Genomic DNA, 20,415 nt, shown 5'->3' on the forward strand with positions numbered 1-20,415 from the left:
TTTGTTCCCAATGCAGAGTTTTGAAACAGCGGCCCGCGCCAAAGGCGCGGGCAGTAAACCCTCTGCAGAGGGTTGCTGTAATGACTTAATCAAGATCCGCCGGCAACTGGTAGTGCCCGCTCAGACCCATTTCAAGGTATAGCTGATTTACGGCTCTTTCGATGGCACTTCTCGCCTGGGCTGCCTGCGCCTGTTCTGATGAAGAAAAGGAATCCAGGTTTTTGTACACCGCTTTATAGTCGAAGCCATGTTTGGCGGGTGAAAATACCTGGCCGTCGATAAGACGGCTTTTTCCCACCAGCGGCGTATCTGTGCTGACCTGACTGGCCTGAGCGATACGATCATCACATTTACTGGTATACAGCTTGTCCTCATCGGCGAAACTGAACAGGCTAGGTAGCACGACCTGATAACCAATTGCATTGCGACCATCGGCGTCTACCACCCCGGGAGCCAGGTTGCTGTCCTGCTCCATATAGCCATCCAGGCGGCAGCCCGGATACAGAACATGTACCAGCTTGGTATCCTGATAGAAATTTCCACCTAGCAGGCTGGTTAACTGGTTGCGAAACAGCGAGGGCTCGAAGGTGCCGCTATCGTTAGGCAGGGGGTGCTCGTCTGGCGATTGGGATGCACCAGGCAGAATTTGCTCACCGGCGGCAAAGAGTTCAAGCTCCAGACCCATATCCAGCTTTGCACGTACATCAGAGGCCGTTAACTGGGCCAACATCTGCTCAAACGCTTCGGCCAGTTGCGGATCTGCGGCGACAGCAGCCAGCGTCAGATTGGGTTCAGGTTCCGGCTGTGGTTCAGGCTCGACTATCACAGGGTCAAGGTTTCTGGCCCAGAAGTCTCGGATATGTTGTGGCCAGATATGATGGTCAGCAGCCAGTGCAATCATTGCCGAACCGCCGTTGGAGCGACCTTCGATCACCAGGTTATCTAATGTCACATCCGGAAACTGTTGCCGGACTGCTTTGTACAAAAACATATTGTCAAAGCCACTGATATCCGGAGCGGCATGTAAGGGCCGATTGTCGCCGTCAATATCAGACAGCCCGTAGCCGTCGAAGTTATAGGGTGGCAGAGTGTCGCGGCTGACGCTGTCTTCGTCGGTGAGATTCAGCCAGTACAGCACATTATCAAAGTGCTGTGGCTCGGTGGAAATATTATAACGGCCCACCATAAAGACGTTTACCGGCGAGTCGAACTGGCGGAATGCGTCCTGCCAGTACCAGGCCGCAAACTTACTGCTGCCAACAATTTTCTTCAGCATAAAGTGTTCCAGTTTACTGCCCACCGGAACATGGTGATCATTAAAATCAGCCAGATAGAGCCGCTCGCCATTGCTGTCAACTTCACATAACCCCTGATAGGGAGTACCGCTGAAGTCGCCATTATCACTGACATGATCCGGGCCACAGGGGCCGAACTCCCGGTCTATTTCATCGTACCATTCACCACCGGAACCATGATTAATAAATACCGTAACAGGCGGGCCACTTCCTTGCGGGTTAAATACCCATCTGTAGGCCTGTTTGTAATTGCCGTCGCCGGTATACAGCGTGAAGCGCTGCATCGCATCGGGTTTAAAATCAGAATCCACACTCGCTTGAGTGAACAGTGACAGGCCAGCCAGAAAGAGGCCGTAAGTAAGTTTTTTCATCGTGTTACCGCTCCATTAATAGACTACCAGACGTGATTCGTCCGCATCTTCTAGTTAAACGGATTAACACCAAAATATGTGACTGTATGACTTATCACCTTTGATGCCTGTGAAAAAAAACTGTGGCGGTTTTTTATGTTTAAGTATTTGCGATGAGGCTCACTTGCGCATCAATACAATGGGTAAATAATCATATTTGTGAGATAGGAATACCCCTGGCTTATTGTTAATTAGCGAACCAGCATTGTCACACACCAACGTCAGGGAAATACCGGGTAATCATTTCTCGGGCGAGCCTGCCTTTACCTTATTGCTGATCTATTAAAATGGCCTTTCTTTGTCTAATCAATAGATGTTTTCACTAGGGCACTTTAAGCCTGTAAAAAGTTGGCACAACAACAGTGTTGATTGCGTTTATAAGAGCGACTCGGAGGTGAAAATGTTTTGCCGTCCTGAACCAATAAGATAAGGAATATAAAATGCCAACGAATGATTTAGTCTTTGATCCTAACCTGATGTACCTGACAGACGGTGGGCTCGAGACCACATTGATTTTTCATCAACAGTGGGAACTGCCCTGTTTTGCATCTTTTACTTTGATGGAAAGTGACAAGGGATTAGTGCAACTCTGTGATTATTATCGTGAATACCTGGAGCTCTACCGTACCAGAGCTTGTGGTTTCGTTCTGGAAACGCCTACATGGCGTGCAAACAGGGATTGGGCCGAAAAGCTGGGTTATAATGACGCGCAAACCCGTAAGTTTAATGTCGATGCAATAAGTGTTTTTCGTGAGCTGGCACGGGAATATGAAAAACCAGGGTTTCCAATTCTGATCAGTGGCAACATCGGTCCAAGAGGGGATGGTTATATACCCGGGCAAATTATGTCTGCGCAAGAGTCGGAAGATTATCATGCGGCCCAAATCGCTGCGTTCAGTTCCGCTAATGCTGACCTAGTCACCGCAGTGACTATTAATTATCCTCAGGAGGCTATAGGGATAATAAATGCTGCAGCCAAACAAAACATTCCCGTTGTAATCGCATTCACTGTAGAAACGGACGGGAGGTTACCTTGTGGTTTGTCCCTGCAAGAAGCAATCGAAGAAACTGACAAAATGACCAAGGGTGCCTGTCTGCACTATATGGTCAATTGCGCCCACCCAAGTCACTATTTGCAACCCGTCATTCGCGGTGGAAAATGGTTGGAGCGTATCGGCGGAGTACGATCTAATGCTTCTGTACTAAGCCATGCCGAACTGGATGAAGCTGAGTCGCTGGATGAAGGTAACCCACAGGAGTTTGCTCATCTACACAAGGTGTTTATTGACCGTCTGCCTAATCTTCGGGTGTTTGGTGGCTGTTGTGGTACAGACTGTAGACATGTTCAGGCATTAGCGGAAACCTTTGTGGATTAGCGAAATCCGGCAAGATGACGGCTTGAGTTTGATGTTTTAAAGAATATCGTGTCCTGTAAGTACGTTGATCAAATCTGTTCAAGCCAGGATCTGAGGTTGACAGGCAGCGGGAAGTATTGACGATGCAAGACGGGTTTACGGTTGTTGCTGGAGCGCATCCGTCACCATCTGTCGTCTTTGAGGAGGAATAAATGGTACAGATCAATTCGGTCCATTTAATATGTGAAGACGGTGTAGAGTTGAGGGCTAACCTCTTTGTGCAAAATGAGGGATCCTGTAAAGGATCGATACTTATTCTGCCCGGTGTTGGTATCAGTCAGTCACTCTATCGTCCTTTTGCGCACTATTTAGCAGAAGGCGGTTTTCAGGTTCTGACAATTGATTATCGTGGTATCGGTCAGTCTTTCCGCAAGGAACTCCCTCCACATAAGCTCAGTCTGAATGCCTGGGCGAAACAGGACGCAGTAACGGCTTTTCGTTATCTGCAGAAGCTGGATGAAAACCCGGTGCTGATATTTGGTCATTCTTTTGGCGGGCAGGCTGTATGTCTCGCAGAGGAGCTGGATGATGCACAAGGGGTTGTGATGGTGGCTAGTCAGTCAGGTTATTGGCGCCACTGGCGGGGGATGGGACGGGTAAAGCTGTGGTTTTTCTGGCACTGCTATCTGCCGTTTTTCAGTCAGCTTGGCACCTATACGCTAAGTACTCCTTTATTTGATGGCCGGTTGCCGGCTGGTGTGGCCAGAGAGTGGGCCAGATGGGGGCGGGACCCCGAATATCTCAAAGGGCATCATGCTGAGGTGTCAGAGCGGTTGCTCAACAGAGATAGGAATATTGTCGCTTATGCATTCAGCGATGACGATTTTGCCCCCCCAGCGGCGGCCAGAGCGCTTTGGCAATGGTTTCCCGAGGATTGTTTGCAAGGTCATATTATGACTCCTGAAGAACTCGGTGTATCCCGGATTGGCCATTTTTCGGCTTTCAGATCATCATTTGAGAGCACCCTGTGGCGAAGCTGGTGTAGGGATTTTGATAATTTCCTGAGTAATGATTCTGATCTATGAAGCTGGTGTTTGGTAAGGGGGATAAAAAATGTGGCCTTCTTACCTGTATTCGCGATGATGGCAGTCAAACCAGCAGTGTGTTGCCAGAGCATGGAATATTGCCCCACGACCTGATCCATTATGTGGTAGAAAAACATTTCAAGATGGACGGAGCCTTTTATGCGCAGGTAAAAGCGGGCGCTAATATTAACTTCAGTCTTGAGCACAACCAGGCCTCACGATCTGTCGGTGATACGTTGCAATCCTGGCAAACTGAGTCATTGGTTGAGGCGTTGCAGGCACTCATGTGGAGTGGAAACTACAGTTACACAGACTTCAGTTACCTGGTCGAACAGGCGTGTCAGGCCAGGAAGATACCGCTTCCGACAGACATGAGCGAGTCACTGTTTGTTGCCATATGCGCTGAAATATATGTGTTGACTCAGCGTTGGCAGCGGTTGCCAGTCGGTGGCAATATCGAGTTGATATTCTGAACCGCGTTGATTGACGAAGTGATTTGGCAGTGAGCCTGCAGAGGCTTTGTATGGGGAAATATCAACCACCTTTGTTCCGGATAGAAAAGCGATAGGGAGTACAAAACAGTGCAATCAGACGACCTCCTGTTGACCGGTGGTGGCAATATCAGTCCGACTCCACAGCTTGGAGGGCTGGCGGCCGCACAGGCTATGCTTGGAAACAGAATTGCCGGTTTCAGCTTAGATAAGGTGCTGGCCGTTTCCCATCAGTCCTGGGTGTTTCTGGCCCTGAAAACTGAAGACAATGTTCGGCAACAGGTCGTGGTAAAGCTGTTACCACCTTCTACATTTAGTGCTTTGCAGCAGCAACTGTTCGAGCGGGAAAAGCAATTACTGGCCAGCTTGTCTCATCCTGGCATTGCGGCTTTTATCGATGCAGGCAGGGCTGATAGTGGCTGTTCCTATATCGTCATGGAGTATATCGAAGGCACCGATATTCGCCGATATTGTGACAGTAAGCGACTGTCGGTCTCTCAGCGGGTTCAGATGATTGTTAAGGTGCTGGACATACTGAAATTTGCGCATTCCAGACTGATCATTCACCGTGACCTGAAACCGTCTAATATCCTGGTGACAGAAGACGGCTATATCAAGTTGCTGGATTTTGGTATCGGCAAACTCATTGATGACGTCAATGATGAACGCGCCGACAATACGCTGATTTTTACACCTCAGTACGCGGCCCCTGAACAATTGTGTAACCAGCGGGTGTCGGCAGCCACAGATATTTATCAACTGGGACATGTACTCTATAAGCTGCTAGCTGGCGCACCGGCCTTCGATGTGGGTGAGGGGAATATCGCCGAACTGTATCAGGCTATACTAAAAAGTGACCCGCCGCCGCCTTCACTGCGTTTCAGGCGATTGGCGTCCGGATTGGGCAAGCGGCGTATTGCGCGCCGTCGACAATCGTCAATCGGCGACCTGAGTAAGACACTTGACGCGGACCTGGACAAAATCACTCTTAAGGCTATTGAGAAACAGCAAGAGCGCCGATACCTGACAACCGATGCCTTCAGCCAGGATTTGCATAACTGGCTGGAAGGAAGACCGATCTCTTTGTCACATCATCTGTGGACCTACCGTTTACGCAAGTATATTTGGCGTCATCGACAGGTAGTGGGTGTATCTGTGCTGTTCCTGTTGCTGCTGGCAGGTGGGTTGATCAATCATCTTTCCCGGTTACAGCAGGCCCAGCAACAGACAGCTCTTCAGGCCAGAAAAGCTGAAGATGTCGCAAGTTTTCTGACTGATATGCTGTTGATGATGGATGTGAGCCTGGATGATGCGGCCCTTCCCAGTATGGCCGACCTGGTAGACTATGCTGGTGAGCGCCTGAATGAAGCCAAAGATATGCAAGAGGATGTGCGGGCCAGGCTGGCAGTGATTGTTGCAAATGCCCAGGGGCGACTGCAGCAATATGAGCAAGCCAGGCAAACCCTGGAGACCCATACCGGGATCCTGGCCTGGCTCAACGATGATGACAGGATAGCGGATGCGCGCGTTGCGCTGGAATATGCAGAAGCGATATATGATGCCGGAAACTATCAGCAGACCCGGAAAATTCTTGACAAAATTAAGCTGGGTTCGTTGTCCTTGTCGTTTCCGCTTGATTACCAGTTATATAAACTGGATGCGGAAGTAAGCCGTAAGGAAGGGGATTACGAGCAGGCGCTGGCCAGTGCCCGAAGGGCAAGACGGTTATTGGTCGAACACCGCGGCGATGATCAGGCCGGAAGGGATATTAACAATCTGCTCGGTGGGATCCTGATAAACCTGCGTCTTTACGAACAGGCCACTGAAGCTTTCGAGCAGAGCCTGGCTCTGTCAAGAAAAATGGGCCAGCAAAGAGCCTTCGGAACTCTGGTTATCCAGAGCAATATGGCCATTTTGTATAACATCACCGGCAATACAGAGCGAGCCGAAGAGCTGGTCAGAGATAGTCTGGATAAGATGCGCGAATTTTTCCCCGAACGCTTTTCCAATATCGCCAGCCTGCTTAATACCTATGCGGTGGTGTTAAAGAACAAAGGTGATATTGACGCTGCCATTGGGCAGGTTAAACAAGCCATCGATATTTATCAGCGTCACTACGGCCCTGACTATGCAAAGCTGGTCTCCCCCTATTCCAATCTCAGTGAATGGTACCGACTTCAACAACAATGTGACCGGGCTCAGGTCGCTTATGAACAAGCAGCCCGTATCAACAATCTTGCTTTCCCGGATAAACCGCTGCCGGGTTTTGACTGCTACAGCGATGTGACCGATGAAACGATTTATTAACCTGTCTCACTGATATAAGACCGGACCGGTGCGGTCACAGTCTGTAACCCAATAGCCGCGCCCCCTCGTGGCACATCATTTCAGTTTTTCCCGTTTGATTAAAGGTGAGAAGGAATCGTGATTCCTGACACATCGATTTCTGTGACTCTGTCAGGTCTTTTGTATTGACGGTCTGCGAATGTCAGAGCCGGTCAGCCCAGGTAAGACTCAGGAAGCAGTCTTGAGTACAGTCGGCACAGAGTCGGTATCTGGCGGAACTGCCAGGGTGCGGGTCACAGTGTTAAAAACATATTACTGGCTGATTGACTACATTCAGCCAGCGGAATTTAGGAAAACCATGAACGAAGAAATAGTTAATATCGACAAGGTGAATGAGTTTGTCGGCAAGGTGATGACGGATATCGGCGGCGCTTATGCGGTACTTTTGTCTTATCTGGGAGATCAATCGGGTATTTACAAAACCCTGACCGAGTGCGGACCTGTTACCTGTGAAGAACTAGCCAGCAAGGCAAATGTCGATGCCCGTTACCTTTTGGAGTGGTTAAGTGCGCAGACTGCCGCCGGGTATATTGAGTATGATGAAACCAGCAATACCTTTTTTATGCTTCCGGAGAAAAGTATTGTGCTGGCTCAGGAAGGCCATCCGGCCTGTATGCAGGGGTTGTTCCAGCTAGTGGTCTCCCAACATGCTACCCATGAGAAGGCCTTGCACACATTTGTGTCAGGCGAGGGACGGCCCTGGGGAGAGCATCACAGCTGTTGTTTCTGTGGGACTGATCGTTTCTTCCGCCCGGGCTATGAGGTAAACCTGATTACAGACTGGTTGCCCGCTCTGGATGGCATGATTGATAAGTTGCAAAACGGCGCCCGGGTGGCGGATGTGGGTTGTGGGCATGGCTCGTCCACTATACTGATGGCGGATGCCTTCAGAAACAGCCATTTTATTGGCTATGATTTTCATTCTGAGTCTATTGCCTCAGCCTCCAAAAATGCAGACGAGAGGTTAAGCCATCCTAACTGGCAGTTTGTGGCCGCCGGGGCGGCGCAGATTGAAGAGGGGGATTTTGATCTGATCTGTCTGTTTGATGCTTTGCATGATATGGGTGACCCTGTTGGTATTGCCCGACATCTGCGCTCGAAGCTTAAAGCTGATGGCAGCCTGATGCTGGTAGAGCCTCTGGCAGGAGATAAATTAACTGACAATCTGCATCTGCTCGGTCAGGTGTGCTACTCGGCTTCTACACTGATCTGTACTCCCGCCTCTAAGGCGCAGGAAGTTGGTTTGGCGTTGGGCGCCCAGGCCGGGGAGAAAAAATTAACCGAAGTATTAAAAAGCGCAGGCTTTACCAGTGTAAAAAGGGTGGCGGAAACGGACATCAATATGGTGTTAGAAGCAAAGGTCTGACAGACCTGAGATGAACCAGACAGCCCGTTACCGGACTGTCTGTCTTTGTGTTAAAGCCCTTGAGATTAAAAGCCAAAACAAACCGGGCAATCCCGTCACAAAATCAGAGCATTCTGCGTAAACCTCCATATGACTTTTACCGGAGAGCACTATGAGGATTCCCGAAATCAATATTCGTCCCGCTAAACGCACCGATGCGCTCGATCTTGCGCAGTTGATAGACATTGCCGGGGAAGGCATACCCTCGTATTTGTGGCAGCAGTCTTGTGAGAAAGGGCAGATGGCACTGGAATATGGCTGTATGCGTGCGCAACGGGAAAGTGGGGGATTTTCCTACCGCAATGCCAGAGTCGCCACACTTAATAATGAAGTGGTGGGTATGATTCTGGATTACCCGATTTCTAATCCCACAGAACAGGATCTGAAAGAACTGCACACCTTGCCAGAGGTCGTAAGGCCATTTGTTGAACTGGAGTATCAGGCAGGTGAGAGTTATTACATCAATGCCCTGGCGGTGTATGCGCCGCGTCGACACCTCGGGATTGGTAAGCAGTTGTTAAAGACAGCACAGAAAATAGCGGTACAAAAAGGCTGTCATAAGCTTAGTGTGGAGGTGTTTTCTGAAAACCAGGGAGCGGTAGCCTTGTACAAAAAAATGGGTTTCGAGGTAACCGCTTCGACACCGGTTTTACTGCATCCCTGTCCACCCTATTACGATCAGGATGTGTTGCTGATGACTAAGCCTTGTTGAGCGATGGTGACTGTTCTGAATCTGTATCCGGTAAATGTCACTTAATTATACTGTTCTGCGTTATATAAGTATTTGCAGTAACAAACCGGGAGGAAAAATGACTGTCAAACATCAAATATCCAATCGAGCTTCTCTGAATGATCAACATTTTCAGGTGCTGATGGAGAGTGGACAATATCCTTTGTCTGAGTTTGACCACGAGGCCCACCTGCGACTTGCCTATGTGTGTCTGATATCAAGGGATGTGGTGATGGCACTGGATTACTGCAGAGATGTGATCAACAGGTTGCTGCGTCTGAATAAGGTGGATCCACATAAGTATCACGAAACTATAACCTGCGCCTGGTTAATGACGGTTCGTCAGCGAATGTCTGACAGCCCGTCTACTGACAGCTTTGCGTCTTTTATCCGCCAGCATCCTGAGTTAACAGATAACCGGCTAATCCGGCGCCATTATTCAGATTCCAGATTGTTTTCACCCCTGGCGCGGGAGCATTTTTTGCTGCCAGACAAACAACCCTTTGGCTGGGTCAGTCCTTCTTCTCTCGGCTCAGCTGTGTAACCCAGTTATGTATTTTCAGTTAGTACTCAACTTAGACTGAATCAGCTCTTTGGCCTCATTCCACCGGCGTTGTACGGTACGTCGCGAAACATTCAGCGCCTCAGATACCTCTTCATTGGTCAGGCCGACGTAGTATTTCAATTCGATGATTTTTACCAGTTGCGGGTTCGCTTCATCCAGTTCAGACAGAACCTCGTTGACCAGAATGACCTGTTTCTCCTGGCTGGTATCGGCGCAGAGCTCCTCGGTGTAGGTCACTTCCTGTGCATTACCACCTCGCTTGGCCGCACTCTGGCCTCTGGCTATATCCACCATAATCTGGCGCATGGCCGTTGAGGCAACTGCAAAAAAGTGATCCCGGTTATGCCAGGTTTGTTCATTAGTGAACAACTTTAAAAATGATTCATGAACTAATACAGTGGGACTCAGGTCGTTACTGCTGGATTGTTTGAGCCTGACGCACGCCGCTTTGCGCAACTGATGATAAATTTTGCTCATCAACTGGTTTTGTTCGAGCTGAGATTTTTCCTGATACGCATTTAACGCCAGGGTCAGCTCTTCTTCAGCAATAGATTTCATCCAATTTGCTCCATATTCGTCACGCTTTGAGGCTAAATTGCGTATAGGTTAATAAGATTAAAGTCGGGAGCTTCAATTTGCTACCTCACCTTTTGGTAAATAAGGACAACTCTGACGGGCGTTTCATGGTGTTTGGTGATGTGCACGGCCAATACTCAAGCTTAATGCATCTTTTACAATATCTAAACTATCAGAACACTGAAGATCAATTATTGTTCGTCGGAGATCTGATTGACCGCGGGGCTGACTCTCTGGCTTGCCTGGAATTACTGCATGAGCAGGGTGTTTACTCATGTTTAGGCAACCATGAACAGATGGCTCTGGACAGCATTAAAGATAGCAGCGGTCTGATGCACGAGTTCTGGTCTGCCAATGGTGGCTGGTGGTTTGACGCTTTGTCAGAGGATAAGCAGCAGCGGGTAGAAGCGCTGATTAAAGATCATATGGCATATACCCTAGAGTTTCACTGGCAGAATAAGCGTATCGGTCTGGTTCATGCCGATTTTCCAGAAGATCTGAACTGGCATGATCTGCACAAACCCGGCGTTGAGATAAAAAAAGTGCATCTGAATCAGATGCTATGGTCACGTACCCGAGTTCGGGGGCATGTCAAAGGCGCTGTTCAGGGGATCGATCTTGTTGTTGCCGGACACACTATGCTGGAACAGGCCGAACTGTCAGACAATATGTTTTTTCTCGACACAGGTGCTGCAGCGATGAACAGAAAAACGGAGTTATCACAGCCCCGCCTATCTGTGCTGGTATTCGGGAAAGAGATTAATCTTTACAGTATTGATCACATCGGTGAAGTCAGGGAACACCCACATTCCATTAATGCGTTCTGGTCAGAGTAGACACATCCCCGAGCTGTATTCCACACATTGGCACAGAGTTTAAACAGATTGCGTTGATATAAAGAGGCGCCTGTTATCTGTTTTTAAACCCAGACAGCGCCATTAATGAATTCAGCTCAAAAGGAAATAAGTCTATGAAACTATCAGGTGTGATAACTACAGTTATTCTGACGACATTACTTGCAACAGGTTGCGCGACTGATATGAAGTCCAAGTATGCCAGTCTGGATAAATTGTCTGATACAGATCGCAACAACGCGTTAAAGGAGTGTTTCATGGAAGAAAATAAACCTGATCGGCAGGATTGCATTGCCAGATATGCAGACCCCGCCATTGGCTACAAGTGTGAACGTATTCAGGTCACGGGTACACGCTTTGGAACAAGGGTTTGCTCTACTAAACGTCAGCGTGATGAAGTGGCCAGAAACAGCCAGGAAGCGTTCAGTCAGGCACAAATGCGTAATAAGTTCACTAAGGACCAGGTCGCTCCACCTCAGGGCGGTAAAAAGTAGGTGGTGCCTTTTTACTACCCAAGGTTTACGCGCGTTACCAGTTAGATAGCCTTTTGAAAAGCCCGGACTTGTGTTTGGGCGTTCTGGTGAGTTCCTGCCGATAAGTCTAAGATAAACAGAAATCAACGATGCAGCTGGTCATGAATAGTGATTTGGTAACAGGGGGCGGCGTGTCCCTGCTCGGGGAGCATGACGTTTCGGAGAGTGAACTCACTCAGGTCGGTGATATTTATGGTGCATATCGCGCAGAGGAACTGATATCCGAAACCAGGCTGTCGAGAGTGTTTCTGGCAAGCCGTATCGACGGACTCTATGAACAAACGGCTATTCTTAAGATTTTACATCCGCAGCTAACCTTATTTCACGCAGAAGCCTTTCGTAACGAATGGTCGATACTGGCCAGGCTCAGTCACCCTCATATTGCTCAAATCATTAATGCTGGCGTCAGTGCCGGTGGCGCTCCTTACATGGTGATGGAGTACGTGGATGGTCAGCCGTTGCACCACTATCTCAATCGCAAAAAGATGGGGGTCAAGGAGCGTTTGCTCTTGTTCCAACAGGTGCTCGATGCCGTGGCTTATGCCCATCGTAATCTGTGTGTGCATCAGGATTTGAAACCTTCCAATATTCTGGTAACCGCAGAGGGGCAGGTTAAGTTGCTGGATTTTGGTATCGCCAGTTTACTCAGCCGTGAAAGCGGTGATGCAACCTATCAGCCTTTTGTGGGATATACGCCCCGATATGCCAGCCCTGAACAGTTGCGTGGTGAGAAAAGCGGAGTATCGGTGGATATATGGCAACTTGGAATTTTGTTGCTTGAGGCCGTGCTGGCAATTGACAGCAAAAATATAGATTTGCAGAGGCTGCGTGATGGCACAGTGGATTCGGTGCGCAGTCTGCTGCTCTGTGATTTAGGCATGAGTCAGTGGAGACGCTGTGCAATACGTACTAAAGAATCACCCCGGCGGATTATTCGATATCTGAATTCAGAGCTCATCTGGATCATCGACAGATGTTTATGTAGCGAGCCAACGGCTCGCTATCTGTCAGTAGAGTCCCTGATTGCGGATATTGAGGCGTTTCTAAGCCAGCATCCTGTCAGAGCCTTTCCCTCTTCAGGCCTGGGCTATCGAACCAAAAAGTGGTTGGCACGGAATAAAAGTGCCATTTTAGCCGTTTTTATGGTCATGAGCGGTGTTGCGGCCACTACTCTGTGGTATATCAATGCGCTAAAAACGTACAACCAGCAATTGATCCTTGAGCGCAGCCGGGCCAACGAGCTTTCACGTTTTCTGATTGATTTAATCGAGACGATTGGCGTCGGTACAATCGCCAAACATCCGGAGGCAACGGAAGAATTACTGGCTAAAGCCGAAGCATTCCTGGCACATCAGGGCAATCGCAATCAAAGTACCCAGGCCGAGTTGTTGTCCATATTAGGGAATATTTATGTTTCTATTGGTCTTAAGGAAACGGGCATCCAGCAACTTGAGACAGCGTTGCGTCAACAACAGAATCTGAAACATGAGGACCCTTTGATGAAGGCCAAGATTCTGCGGAATCTGGCAAATGGCTATAGTTTTGTGGGTGATTTTACCCGGGCGGATAAATATATTCTGGATTCCATCGCTGCTCTGCACCCTTTGCCGGGCGATGAAGCTGCATCGCAACTGGTCAGTTCATATTTGGCTCATTCGTTGATCAAAATAGCCCAGGGCCAATATGAGAATGCAGTAGTCATGGTTGAAAAGGCAAAACAGATATTTGATAACAAGGTTCAGCCAGATCAGGAACTGCAGCACCAGCTGTTCTACCAACTGGCTTTTGCTTACCATTACAATGCCCGCTTTTCTGAAGCTGAACCTTATTATCGGCAGGTCTATGAGTTCTTTTTACAACATTATGGTGCAGGCAACCTGGAAACAGCTGAACTGGTTGTGGATTACGGGTACCTACTTGCGCAACAGGGTAAGTTTCACACAGCCCGTAATCTGGTCAATGAAATGTTGTTGCAGATCCAGCAAAACTTATACCCGGATACAACAGTGAAAGCTAAATTGTTGGGGCTGAGCGGGTATATCTACTACGAACTGAAAGACTTTGCCAATGCCTATAAAAGATTTAATCAGGCCTATATATTGAATCGCAAACTTTTAGGCAGTGAGCACCGCTTTACACTTGGAGATCTCTCCCGCTCTGCGGGCGCTAAGATAGGTTTGGGGCACCTGGATGAGGCCAGGATAATGCTGGCTGAAGTGGCTCAGGGCTACGCCCGGACTTTGCCGCAAGAGCATCCCCGCTATGCCGGGCTCTATGTCAATCTGGGGCTGTTGGCTTTGGCTGAAGGAGATAGCCAGATGGCCATTTCGCGATTTACCCGGGCGCTCTCTTTACGGCGCAATGTTTATGAGGAGGGGCACCCTTTGATTTCCAATATTAAAAGACATTTGGGCAAGGCCCACTGGCTGGCGGGAGACTCACAGCAGGCATCGGTATACCTGCAAGAGAGTTACAGTGCTCTGGCAGTGGTACCAGGGGAACATCATCCATACGCCGAAGAGATCAGAGAGCTGTTGAAGAGGATCGAAGAAAAGGCCCAGAATATAAATAGGTTGTAACGGATATTGTATATAGGCCAACAGCCCCCGCATTAATTGCGGGGGTAGTCAGCTTACAGGCTCCAGCTAACGGAAGCCATCACATTGCGCGGTGCACCGTAATACCCCTGTGCCCAGTACAGGCTGTTAAGGTACGTTTCATCAGTCAGGTTGTTGATGTTGAGGTTCAGCGAAAGATTCTGATTAATCTCATAGCTGGCCATCAGGTTTACCAATGCGTAAGCATCCTGTCGGGTGATGATCTCCTCTCCCGCATTGACATAAAGCCCTGACACTATGCCCTGAGAGCGGTAGATATCGTCCTGCCACTGCACACTGGCACCGACACGCAGTTTTTCCAGCATCGGCAAACGATACGTGGTTGCCAGCCTGAGGCTTTTCTCTGGTGTGTAAGCTTCGACCTGATCATCGCCGTCGATATCGAAACTGGTCAGGCCGATACTGGCTTGCAGGCCGGGCAGTACCTCACCAGCCAGCTCCACCTCAAAGCCCTGGCTGCTAATGCCCTCGGCACCCTTGTACACATCTTCCGGTACCCCGGTGTTGGGGTTTTCAATGGTAGTATCAAAGACGGCCAGGTTAACCTGTTCGATATCGAACCAGGCCAGAGTCAGTAATGCATTGCCATTAAACAGCTGGGATTTGATACCGATTTCTCTGGCCTCACCGGTCAGCGGGCCCAGACGTTCGAAGTTACGATCTTTTTCCCTTTGTGCCACAAAGGTCTCGGTGTAACTGGCGTAGGCGGTGAGCTGTTCGTTAATATCATAGATCAGACCCAGGTAGGGAATACTCTGACTGTCATCACGGGTTTCATCCAGCCCGTAAGATTCGCCTTTTGTCTGCCAGTCATTATGGCGCAGGCCGGTAATAAGATTGATATTTTCATTTAAGTTAAAGCGGGCCGCCAGATACCAGGCTTTTTGCGTATCGGTGACATCACTGCCGGTCAGGCCATCGGTAAACTCCGGTAGTGGGGTGTTACCGTCCCAGTTCTGCATGGCGGGTAGTAGAGGAAAGCCATTCCCTGTGTGAAAGTCATACAGTGATTTATCCTGATAACTCAGCTCGGCCCAGCTGGCACCGAATACCACTTCATGATGGCGTCCAAAGGCGGTAAATTCGCCGCTGGTGTAAATATCCAACAGGTCCTGCTCATCGTCCAGATCATATTCACTGCCGTATCCCACCAGGCCAAGACCCGTTTGTGGATCCAACCCTGTGGCGGCATCACCCAGGTAGGTATAGAACAGCAGGCTGTCTTCATCGGTGCGGTTACGGCTATAACTGACGCGTAACGACCAGTTACTGCTGAAACTGTGAGTCAGGTCGGCAAAGCTGCGCTGTTCTTCAACCTGCCAGTTGGACCAACTGGCTGAAGTGCTGGTGGAAGCGTCAAAGTTGGTGGGGCTGCCATCACCATAATAGAGCGTCAGGGCACCCCAGAGGTTGCCTTTTGCATCGCTGGTATGACTGCTATGGCCCAAAGTCAGCAAGCTGTCATCGCCAAGCTGGAAATCGAGCACGCCATAGATGACGTCTTTTTCCAGCTCATACCTGTCCAGGTAGGATTCTTTATCCTGTCTGGCAATCACCAAACGGCCTCTGGTATTGTCGCCAATACGGCCTGATACATCTCCTTCCAGGCGCGCATTGCTCCAGGAGCCATAGCTGCCGGTAACATTGGCCTGAAAATCCTCTGTGGGGCGTTTTCGCACCAGGTTGATAGTGGCTGATGGGTTCCCCGAACCTGCCATCAGGCCATTGGCGCCTCTGACGACCTCAATGCGTTCGTAGATGGCGGTATCCATATCACCGTGGGCATTGCCGTTGATCAGTGGCAATCCAAGGCCATCGATCTGAAAGTTGGTGATATCAAATCCCCTGGCTTTGAAGTAAGTACGGTCGGTTTCTACCTGCTCCACATTGACGCCGGTGACATTACCTAACACGTCATTGACATTATCCAGCGCAAAGTCATTCATTTGCTCGCGGCTGAACACACTGATGGACTGGGGCGTTTGCTGAATACTCAGGTTAAGTTTACTGGCAACCTTTGCATCTTGTGCAAGATAGCCTGTGTTGCGACTACTGGTAATTACCAGGGTTTCGATAGACCGGAGATCCGAATCAGGGACCTTATCAGGTTGTTGCTGAGCCATCGTTGGTGAGGAAGCCAGGACGGCCAGGGCTAAAGAGGAAAGAGAGAGATATTTCATCAGTACTACCGGATTAGAGCGGAAACATTTGCGCATGCTAATGCAAATGATAGTGGTTATCAGCAAGATCTGTGTAATGGGTAAATTTTATGGATTTCGTACAGGGGTAAAGGATAAAAATGAGCTGGTTGATTTTTATACAGATGGAAGCTTAAATTACTATATCCCGGTGTTTTTTCGGGTCACAAAATGGTGGGAGCCAGGAAGATGAAATTTATACAATTAGCGGGCATTCTGAGTTTATTGCTGATAGGTGGTTGCGCCTCAGATATGTCTTCAAAATACGCAAGTCTGAACAATTTGTCTGACACGGAGCGAAACAATGCCCTTAAAGATTGTTTTAAGGAGGAGAATAAGCACGATCGCCAGGAGTGCATCGCTGAGTTTGCTGATCCTGCTATCGGTTATCAGTGTGAGCGCATACAGGTGACCGGGACACGATTTGGCGAGCGGGTATGCACAACAAAGCGTCAAAGAGACGAAGTAGCCAGAGCCAGTCAGGACGCATTCAGCCAGGTGCAGATGCGCAATAAGTTTACCAAGGGGCAGGAAGCTGCGCCTGCAGGCCGCAAGTAATATACGAGTCGTTTGTTGATGTACATGAATACTTTTCCTGGCTGAATTTGTATTGCAGTCCTAACTGACCTCTGCTGGTGTCGCTGCGCTGGTAGTGTTCCGGTTTAACAACCATGTAAGCGGATTGTGTTCCGGTAATCTTCCTTGCAGCTCAAAAGACAGTGCATGCCCGGTATCGAGAAAATCTTCAGTCAGTTCTGCACGGGGGGCAAAGTCATCATTGACATAACTGTAGTAAGCGAAAAACTCTGTTCTCTCGCCCAGTGCTGTTAGCGGACGGCTGAGGCTGAGCACCACTTTAAACTTATCATTATCCAGGCGACCAATAAGCGCCAATGCATACTGATGTTCATCGGCATCGGCATCGGCATCGGCATGGTGTATTTCAGCACGTAAAAAATTGACGTCGAGCATACGCTCGACGCCCGGTTCGAAGCCAGTTTGCTGACTGAATGCGCTCGAGTATTCCATACTGAAGGTCAGGCAGAGCGAGCGTCTATTTCATGTCGCAGAGGTCTAAAAATAGTGCGGTGTCCATCAATATTATTATTCTGATATGACATGGGTTGATTACCTGCATCACAGGGTTCAAGTAAGCTCAGAGTTTGCCCCTGGACGTTGGATAGTCACAATCCGGAATAATCGTTATTGCAGTTTTAACGATGAATACCATCAGCTTTTATTTTACCTCAGTGGTATTTCCTGCTATCTAAGTAACTGAATCCACGAGCGAATCCACAGCTATGCCAAGAGCCGCACTCACTTCCATGGCGTCCCCCCTGATCAGCCTGCTGATCTACTCCATAGGCCATGGTCTGCTGACTACGCTGCTGACGCTGCGGCTGGCCGAAGAGCAGGTTTCGACTTTCTGGATTGGCGCCGTGTCCACTGCCTATTTTGCAGGTCTGATGGCGGGTACTTTTATTAACAGCCGGCTGATTTTAAGGGTCGGGCATATTCGCGCCTATTCGGCCTACGCTTCTATTTTGTGCAGTGTAGCCTTGCTATACGGCATGTTTGTGGTGCCGGAGACCTGGCTGCTATTGAGACTACTGGGGGGATTTGCCACCGGCGGTCTGTTGGTAGTCATTGAGTCCTGGATCATGGTCAGCAGCCCGGTACGTATTCGTGGTCGTATGATGGCCCTGTATATGGTGCTGTTTTATGGCGCCATGGTGCTGGGGCAAATGCTGCTTAAACAGCTTGATATCAGCATGTTGCTGCCTTTTGCTGTGGCGGCGTTAGCCGCCTCATTATCGGTAATTCCGCTGGCTCTGGCCCGTGTGGATATGCCTCATTTTGATAAACATGAAAAACTCTCAGTAGCAGAATTGTTCAGACTGACACCTACGGCGGTATTCAGCTGCTTTATCTCTGGTCTGCTGCTCAGTGTGGCCTACGGGTTATTACCCTTATATTTCTCGTTGATTGGATTTGATCTCAGTCAGATCACCGACATGGTGGCCTGGTTGATCCTCGGTGGGATGTGCCTGCAATATCCGTTGGGGCGTCTGTCAGACAGGGTTGATAGGCGTATTGTGCTTATGGCCCTGTTTGCTGCAACCCTGATGATCAGCTTGCTGTTTGTATTGTCAGATCTTAGTGCGGAATCATGGCTGACGGCCCTGCTTGTGGCCAGTCTTGGCGGAATAATCTTCGCGATTTACCCCATCAGTCTCAGTCAGGCCTGTGACGAATTGCAGCCTGAACAGATGATTGCCGGTAATCAGGGATTGCTGCTGTGCTACAGCGTCGGTGCAATGGCAGGGCCGCTGCTGGCGCCGTTATTTATCAATGGCTTCGGCGCCCGGGGGCTGTTTATTTATTTCGTGCTGCTGGCAACTATTACCGTTGTTTTCCTGCTTTGGCGCCGAAGTGTGCGGGCGGCAGTGCCTCTGGACGAGCATGTGGCTTTCTCTGCTACTACACCCAATACCCCGGTTATGGCTGAACTGGATCCCCGTGCCGAGGGATATGATCCGGGTGAAGAAGAACAGGTTGATACTCGGCTGTCGCCGAATGGCGACATTAAATAGTCCATATAAATCATTAGGTTATAAGGATGACGTGTTTTTTTTCAGGAAGCATGTTGTCAATAACAGACAGTTCTGGTCGTCTGCGTTGGTATCCGTTCTGCAGATACTATTGCCAGGCCCCACATACCTCAGGCTGGAACGGATATTGATAGACTGATGTGAGTCCCATCAATGTAAAGCAATGAGGTTACCCAAGATGAAACTACAAAATCACTTACTGGCAATATCCGTAATACCCCTGCTCTTTGCCTGCGGAGGTTCAGACAGCGGAGAATCGCCATCTGGTAATGAGCCCCAGCCAACCAGCACAGGTTTTAGCCTTGCTGTCTCTGATGCGCCCATAGATTCGGCAGTGGCGGTAGTGGTGTATTTTGATCAGATAGAGCTGATTGGTAATGGAGAAACTGTCAGCTTTGATGTGACAGATGAAAATGGCGATCCCCGGCAGATTGATCTGCTGAGTCTTCAGGGGGAAAATTTTGCCACACTGGTAGAAGATGAAGAGATTCCGTTGGGTGAATATGGACAGCTGAGAGTGGTGGTCACTCAGGATTCCTACATCGAAATGGAACAGGGTACCTTTGAACTGCGGGTACCCAGTAATGAGCTCAAACTCGATGGGTTTATCGCTGAGGCCAATGTTACTGCCGCTTATACATTGGAGTTTGACCTCAGAAAATCCCTTGTAGATCCGGTTGGTCAGGCCCATATTTTTCTCAAGCCCAGAGGCGTGCGCCTGGTGGCGAACCAGAATGTCGGTACTATTGAAGGGGTTGTGGATGAGAGCCTGATAATGGATGCCAGTTGCGCCGATAAAGTGGATCCTGATAAAGGCAACGCGGTTTATCTCTATCAGGAAGCTGATCTGGAAATGGCTGTGTTGGGTGATGATACCGATGAACCGGCGAACGAAAATGAAATATCACCTTATACCATCGCTGAAGTTGAATTTGATGAGCAAAATGCCGAGTACCGGTATCAGGCTGCCTTTGTTGCACAGGGCGACTATACCCTGGCTTTCACTTGCCAGGCAGCACTGGATCAACCTGAAACAGACGAAAACGCTGAAGATGGTTTTGTGTTTCTAAGCAGTAAGTCGGCAACTGTCGAGGCAGAACAAACTGCAGAGGTGGACTTCCCTTAAACCGGGGCGTCACGGATCGGCGACGGATCAGACCATCGCGCCATCCGGAAATAACAGTTAACTTAATGATTATGAAGGATTTTAAAACTTTGGCACGGAGCTTGTAATAGTACTATTGCCTGACTGGTCTGGCCCCAACCGGGCTGGTCGGGTTTCCAATCGGGCAACAGCCCATTTCAGGATGTTATTCCCTGAAGGTGTTTTGGCCGCGCCAAT

The 20,415-nt window shown here is 49.2% G+C and carries 17 protein-coding genes; 13 read left to right on the forward strand and 4 right to left on the reverse strand.

The genetic code is table 11. The features are described from left to right. Window positions 1-85 precede the first annotated feature (85 nt). Window positions 86-1,666 (reverse strand): hypothetical protein, encoded by a 1,581-nt coding sequence (locus AT746_RS03450; RefSeq protein WP_062476475.1) that lies wholly within the window; start codon window positions 1,664-1,666, stop codon window positions 86-88. A 479-nt stretch (window positions 1,667-2,145) separates the two neighbouring features. Here AT746_RS03450 and AT746_RS03455 point away from each other — a divergent pair, with 479 nt between their 5' ends. From AT746_RS03455 to AT746_RS03485, 7 genes are all read left to right on the forward strand, one after another. After that, window positions 2,146-3,081 (forward strand): homocysteine S-methyltransferase family protein, encoded by a 936-nt coding sequence (locus tag AT746_RS03455; RefSeq protein WP_062476479.1) that lies wholly within the window; start codon window positions 2,146-2,148, stop codon window positions 3,079-3,081. A 191-nt stretch (window positions 3,082-3,272) separates the two neighbouring features. Continuing rightward, window positions 3,273-4,145 carry an alpha/beta fold hydrolase gene (locus tag AT746_RS03460; protein WP_062476482.1) on the forward strand — a complete coding sequence of 291 codons (873 nt, stop codon included), beginning with the start codon at window positions 3,273-3,275 and terminating at the stop codon, window positions 4,143-4,145. Then, window positions 4,142-4,618: a hypothetical protein gene (locus AT746_RS03465; protein ID WP_062476485.1), complete on the forward strand. Its 477-nt coding sequence runs from the start codon at window positions 4,142-4,144 to the stop codon at window positions 4,616-4,618. The genes AT746_RS03460 and AT746_RS03465 overlap by 4 nt, the downstream gene beginning before the upstream one ends. A 108-nt stretch (window positions 4,619-4,726) precedes the next feature. Beyond that, window positions 4,727-6,943, forward strand: coding sequence for a serine/threonine-protein kinase (locus AT746_RS03470; protein ID WP_156413613.1), 2,217 nt, complete (start codon window positions 4,727-4,729; stop codon window positions 6,941-6,943). 337 nt (window positions 6,944-7,280) lie between these two features. Next, entirely contained in the window at window positions 7,281-8,348 is a 1,068-nt protein-coding gene (locus AT746_RS03475; protein WP_062483918.1) for a class I SAM-dependent methyltransferase, read from the forward strand. A gap of 151 nt (window positions 8,349-8,499) precedes the next feature. Beyond that, on the forward strand, window positions 8,500-9,099 hold the full coding sequence (locus tag AT746_RS03480) for a GNAT family N-acetyltransferase (RefSeq protein ID WP_082633139.1): 600 nt from the start codon (window positions 8,500-8,502) through the stop codon (window positions 9,097-9,099). Window positions 9,100-9,196: 97 nt separating this feature from the next. Next, window positions 9,197-9,661, forward strand: a complete 465-nt coding sequence (locus tag AT746_RS03485; RefSeq protein WP_062476491.1) for a hypothetical protein — start codon at window positions 9,197-9,199, stop codon at window positions 9,659-9,661. Between the two features lie 15 nt (window positions 9,662-9,676). On the opposite strand, the gene AT746_RS03490 is transcribed toward AT746_RS03485, so the two are convergent. Beyond that, window positions 9,677-10,240 (reverse strand): ECF-type sigma factor, encoded by a 564-nt coding sequence (locus AT746_RS03490; RefSeq protein WP_062476494.1) that lies wholly within the window; start codon window positions 10,238-10,240, stop codon window positions 9,677-9,679. A gap of 125 nt (window positions 10,241-10,365) precedes the next feature. Here AT746_RS03490 and AT746_RS03495 point away from each other — a divergent pair, with 125 nt between their 5' ends. From AT746_RS03495 to AT746_RS03505, 3 genes are all read left to right on the forward strand, one after another. Continuing rightward, window positions 10,366-11,094, forward strand: a complete 729-nt coding sequence (locus AT746_RS03495) for a metallophosphoesterase (RefSeq protein ID WP_062476497.1) — start codon at window positions 10,366-10,368, stop codon at window positions 11,092-11,094. A gap of 275 nt (window positions 11,095-11,369) precedes the next feature. Next, on the forward strand, window positions 11,370-11,606 hold the full coding sequence (locus AT746_RS03500) for a hypothetical protein (RefSeq protein WP_156413615.1): 237 nt from the start codon (window positions 11,370-11,372) through the stop codon (window positions 11,604-11,606). Between the two features lie 140 nt (window positions 11,607-11,746). After that, window positions 11,747-14,224 (forward strand): serine/threonine-protein kinase, encoded by a 2,478-nt coding sequence (locus AT746_RS03505; RefSeq protein ID WP_197414319.1) that lies wholly within the window; start codon window positions 11,747-11,749, stop codon window positions 14,222-14,224. A 53-nt stretch (window positions 14,225-14,277) separates the two neighbouring features. On the opposite strand, the gene AT746_RS03510 is transcribed toward AT746_RS03505, so the two are convergent. Beyond that, window positions 14,278-16,443, reverse strand: a complete 2,166-nt coding sequence (locus AT746_RS03510; RefSeq protein ID WP_062476506.1) for a TonB-dependent siderophore receptor — start codon at window positions 16,441-16,443, stop codon at window positions 14,278-14,280. A 207-nt stretch (window positions 16,444-16,650) separates the two neighbouring features. Here AT746_RS03510 and AT746_RS03515 point away from each other — a divergent pair, with 207 nt between their 5' ends. Next, on the forward strand, window positions 16,651-17,019 hold the full coding sequence (locus tag AT746_RS03515; protein ID WP_062476509.1) for a hypothetical protein: 369 nt from the start codon (window positions 16,651-16,653) through the stop codon (window positions 17,017-17,019). Window positions 17,020-17,079: 60 nt separating this feature from the next. Here AT746_RS03515 and AT746_RS03520 read toward each other — a convergent pair whose 3' ends face one another. After that, a complete protein-coding gene (locus AT746_RS03520) occupies window positions 17,080-17,490 on the reverse strand; it encodes a hypothetical protein (protein WP_156413616.1) in 411 nt (136 codons plus the stop codon). Window positions 17,491-17,762: 272 nt separating this feature from the next. On the opposite strand from AT746_RS03520, the gene AT746_RS03525 reads away from it, so the two are divergent. Further along, window positions 17,763-19,055, forward strand: coding sequence for an MFS transporter (locus tag AT746_RS03525; RefSeq protein WP_082633140.1), 1,293 nt, complete (start codon window positions 17,763-17,765; stop codon window positions 19,053-19,055). Between the two features lie 196 nt (window positions 19,056-19,251). Continuing rightward, entirely contained in the window at window positions 19,252-20,199 is a 948-nt protein-coding gene (locus tag AT746_RS03530) for a DUF4382 domain-containing protein (RefSeq protein WP_062476515.1), read from the forward strand. The last annotated feature ends 216 nt before the right edge of the window (window positions 20,200-20,415 follow it).

This window comes from Lacimicrobium alkaliphilum, from assembly GCF_001466725.1.
In the GTDB taxonomy this organism is placed as follows: Bacteria; Pseudomonadota; Gammaproteobacteria; order Enterobacterales; family Alteromonadaceae; genus Lacimicrobium; species Lacimicrobium alkaliphilum_B.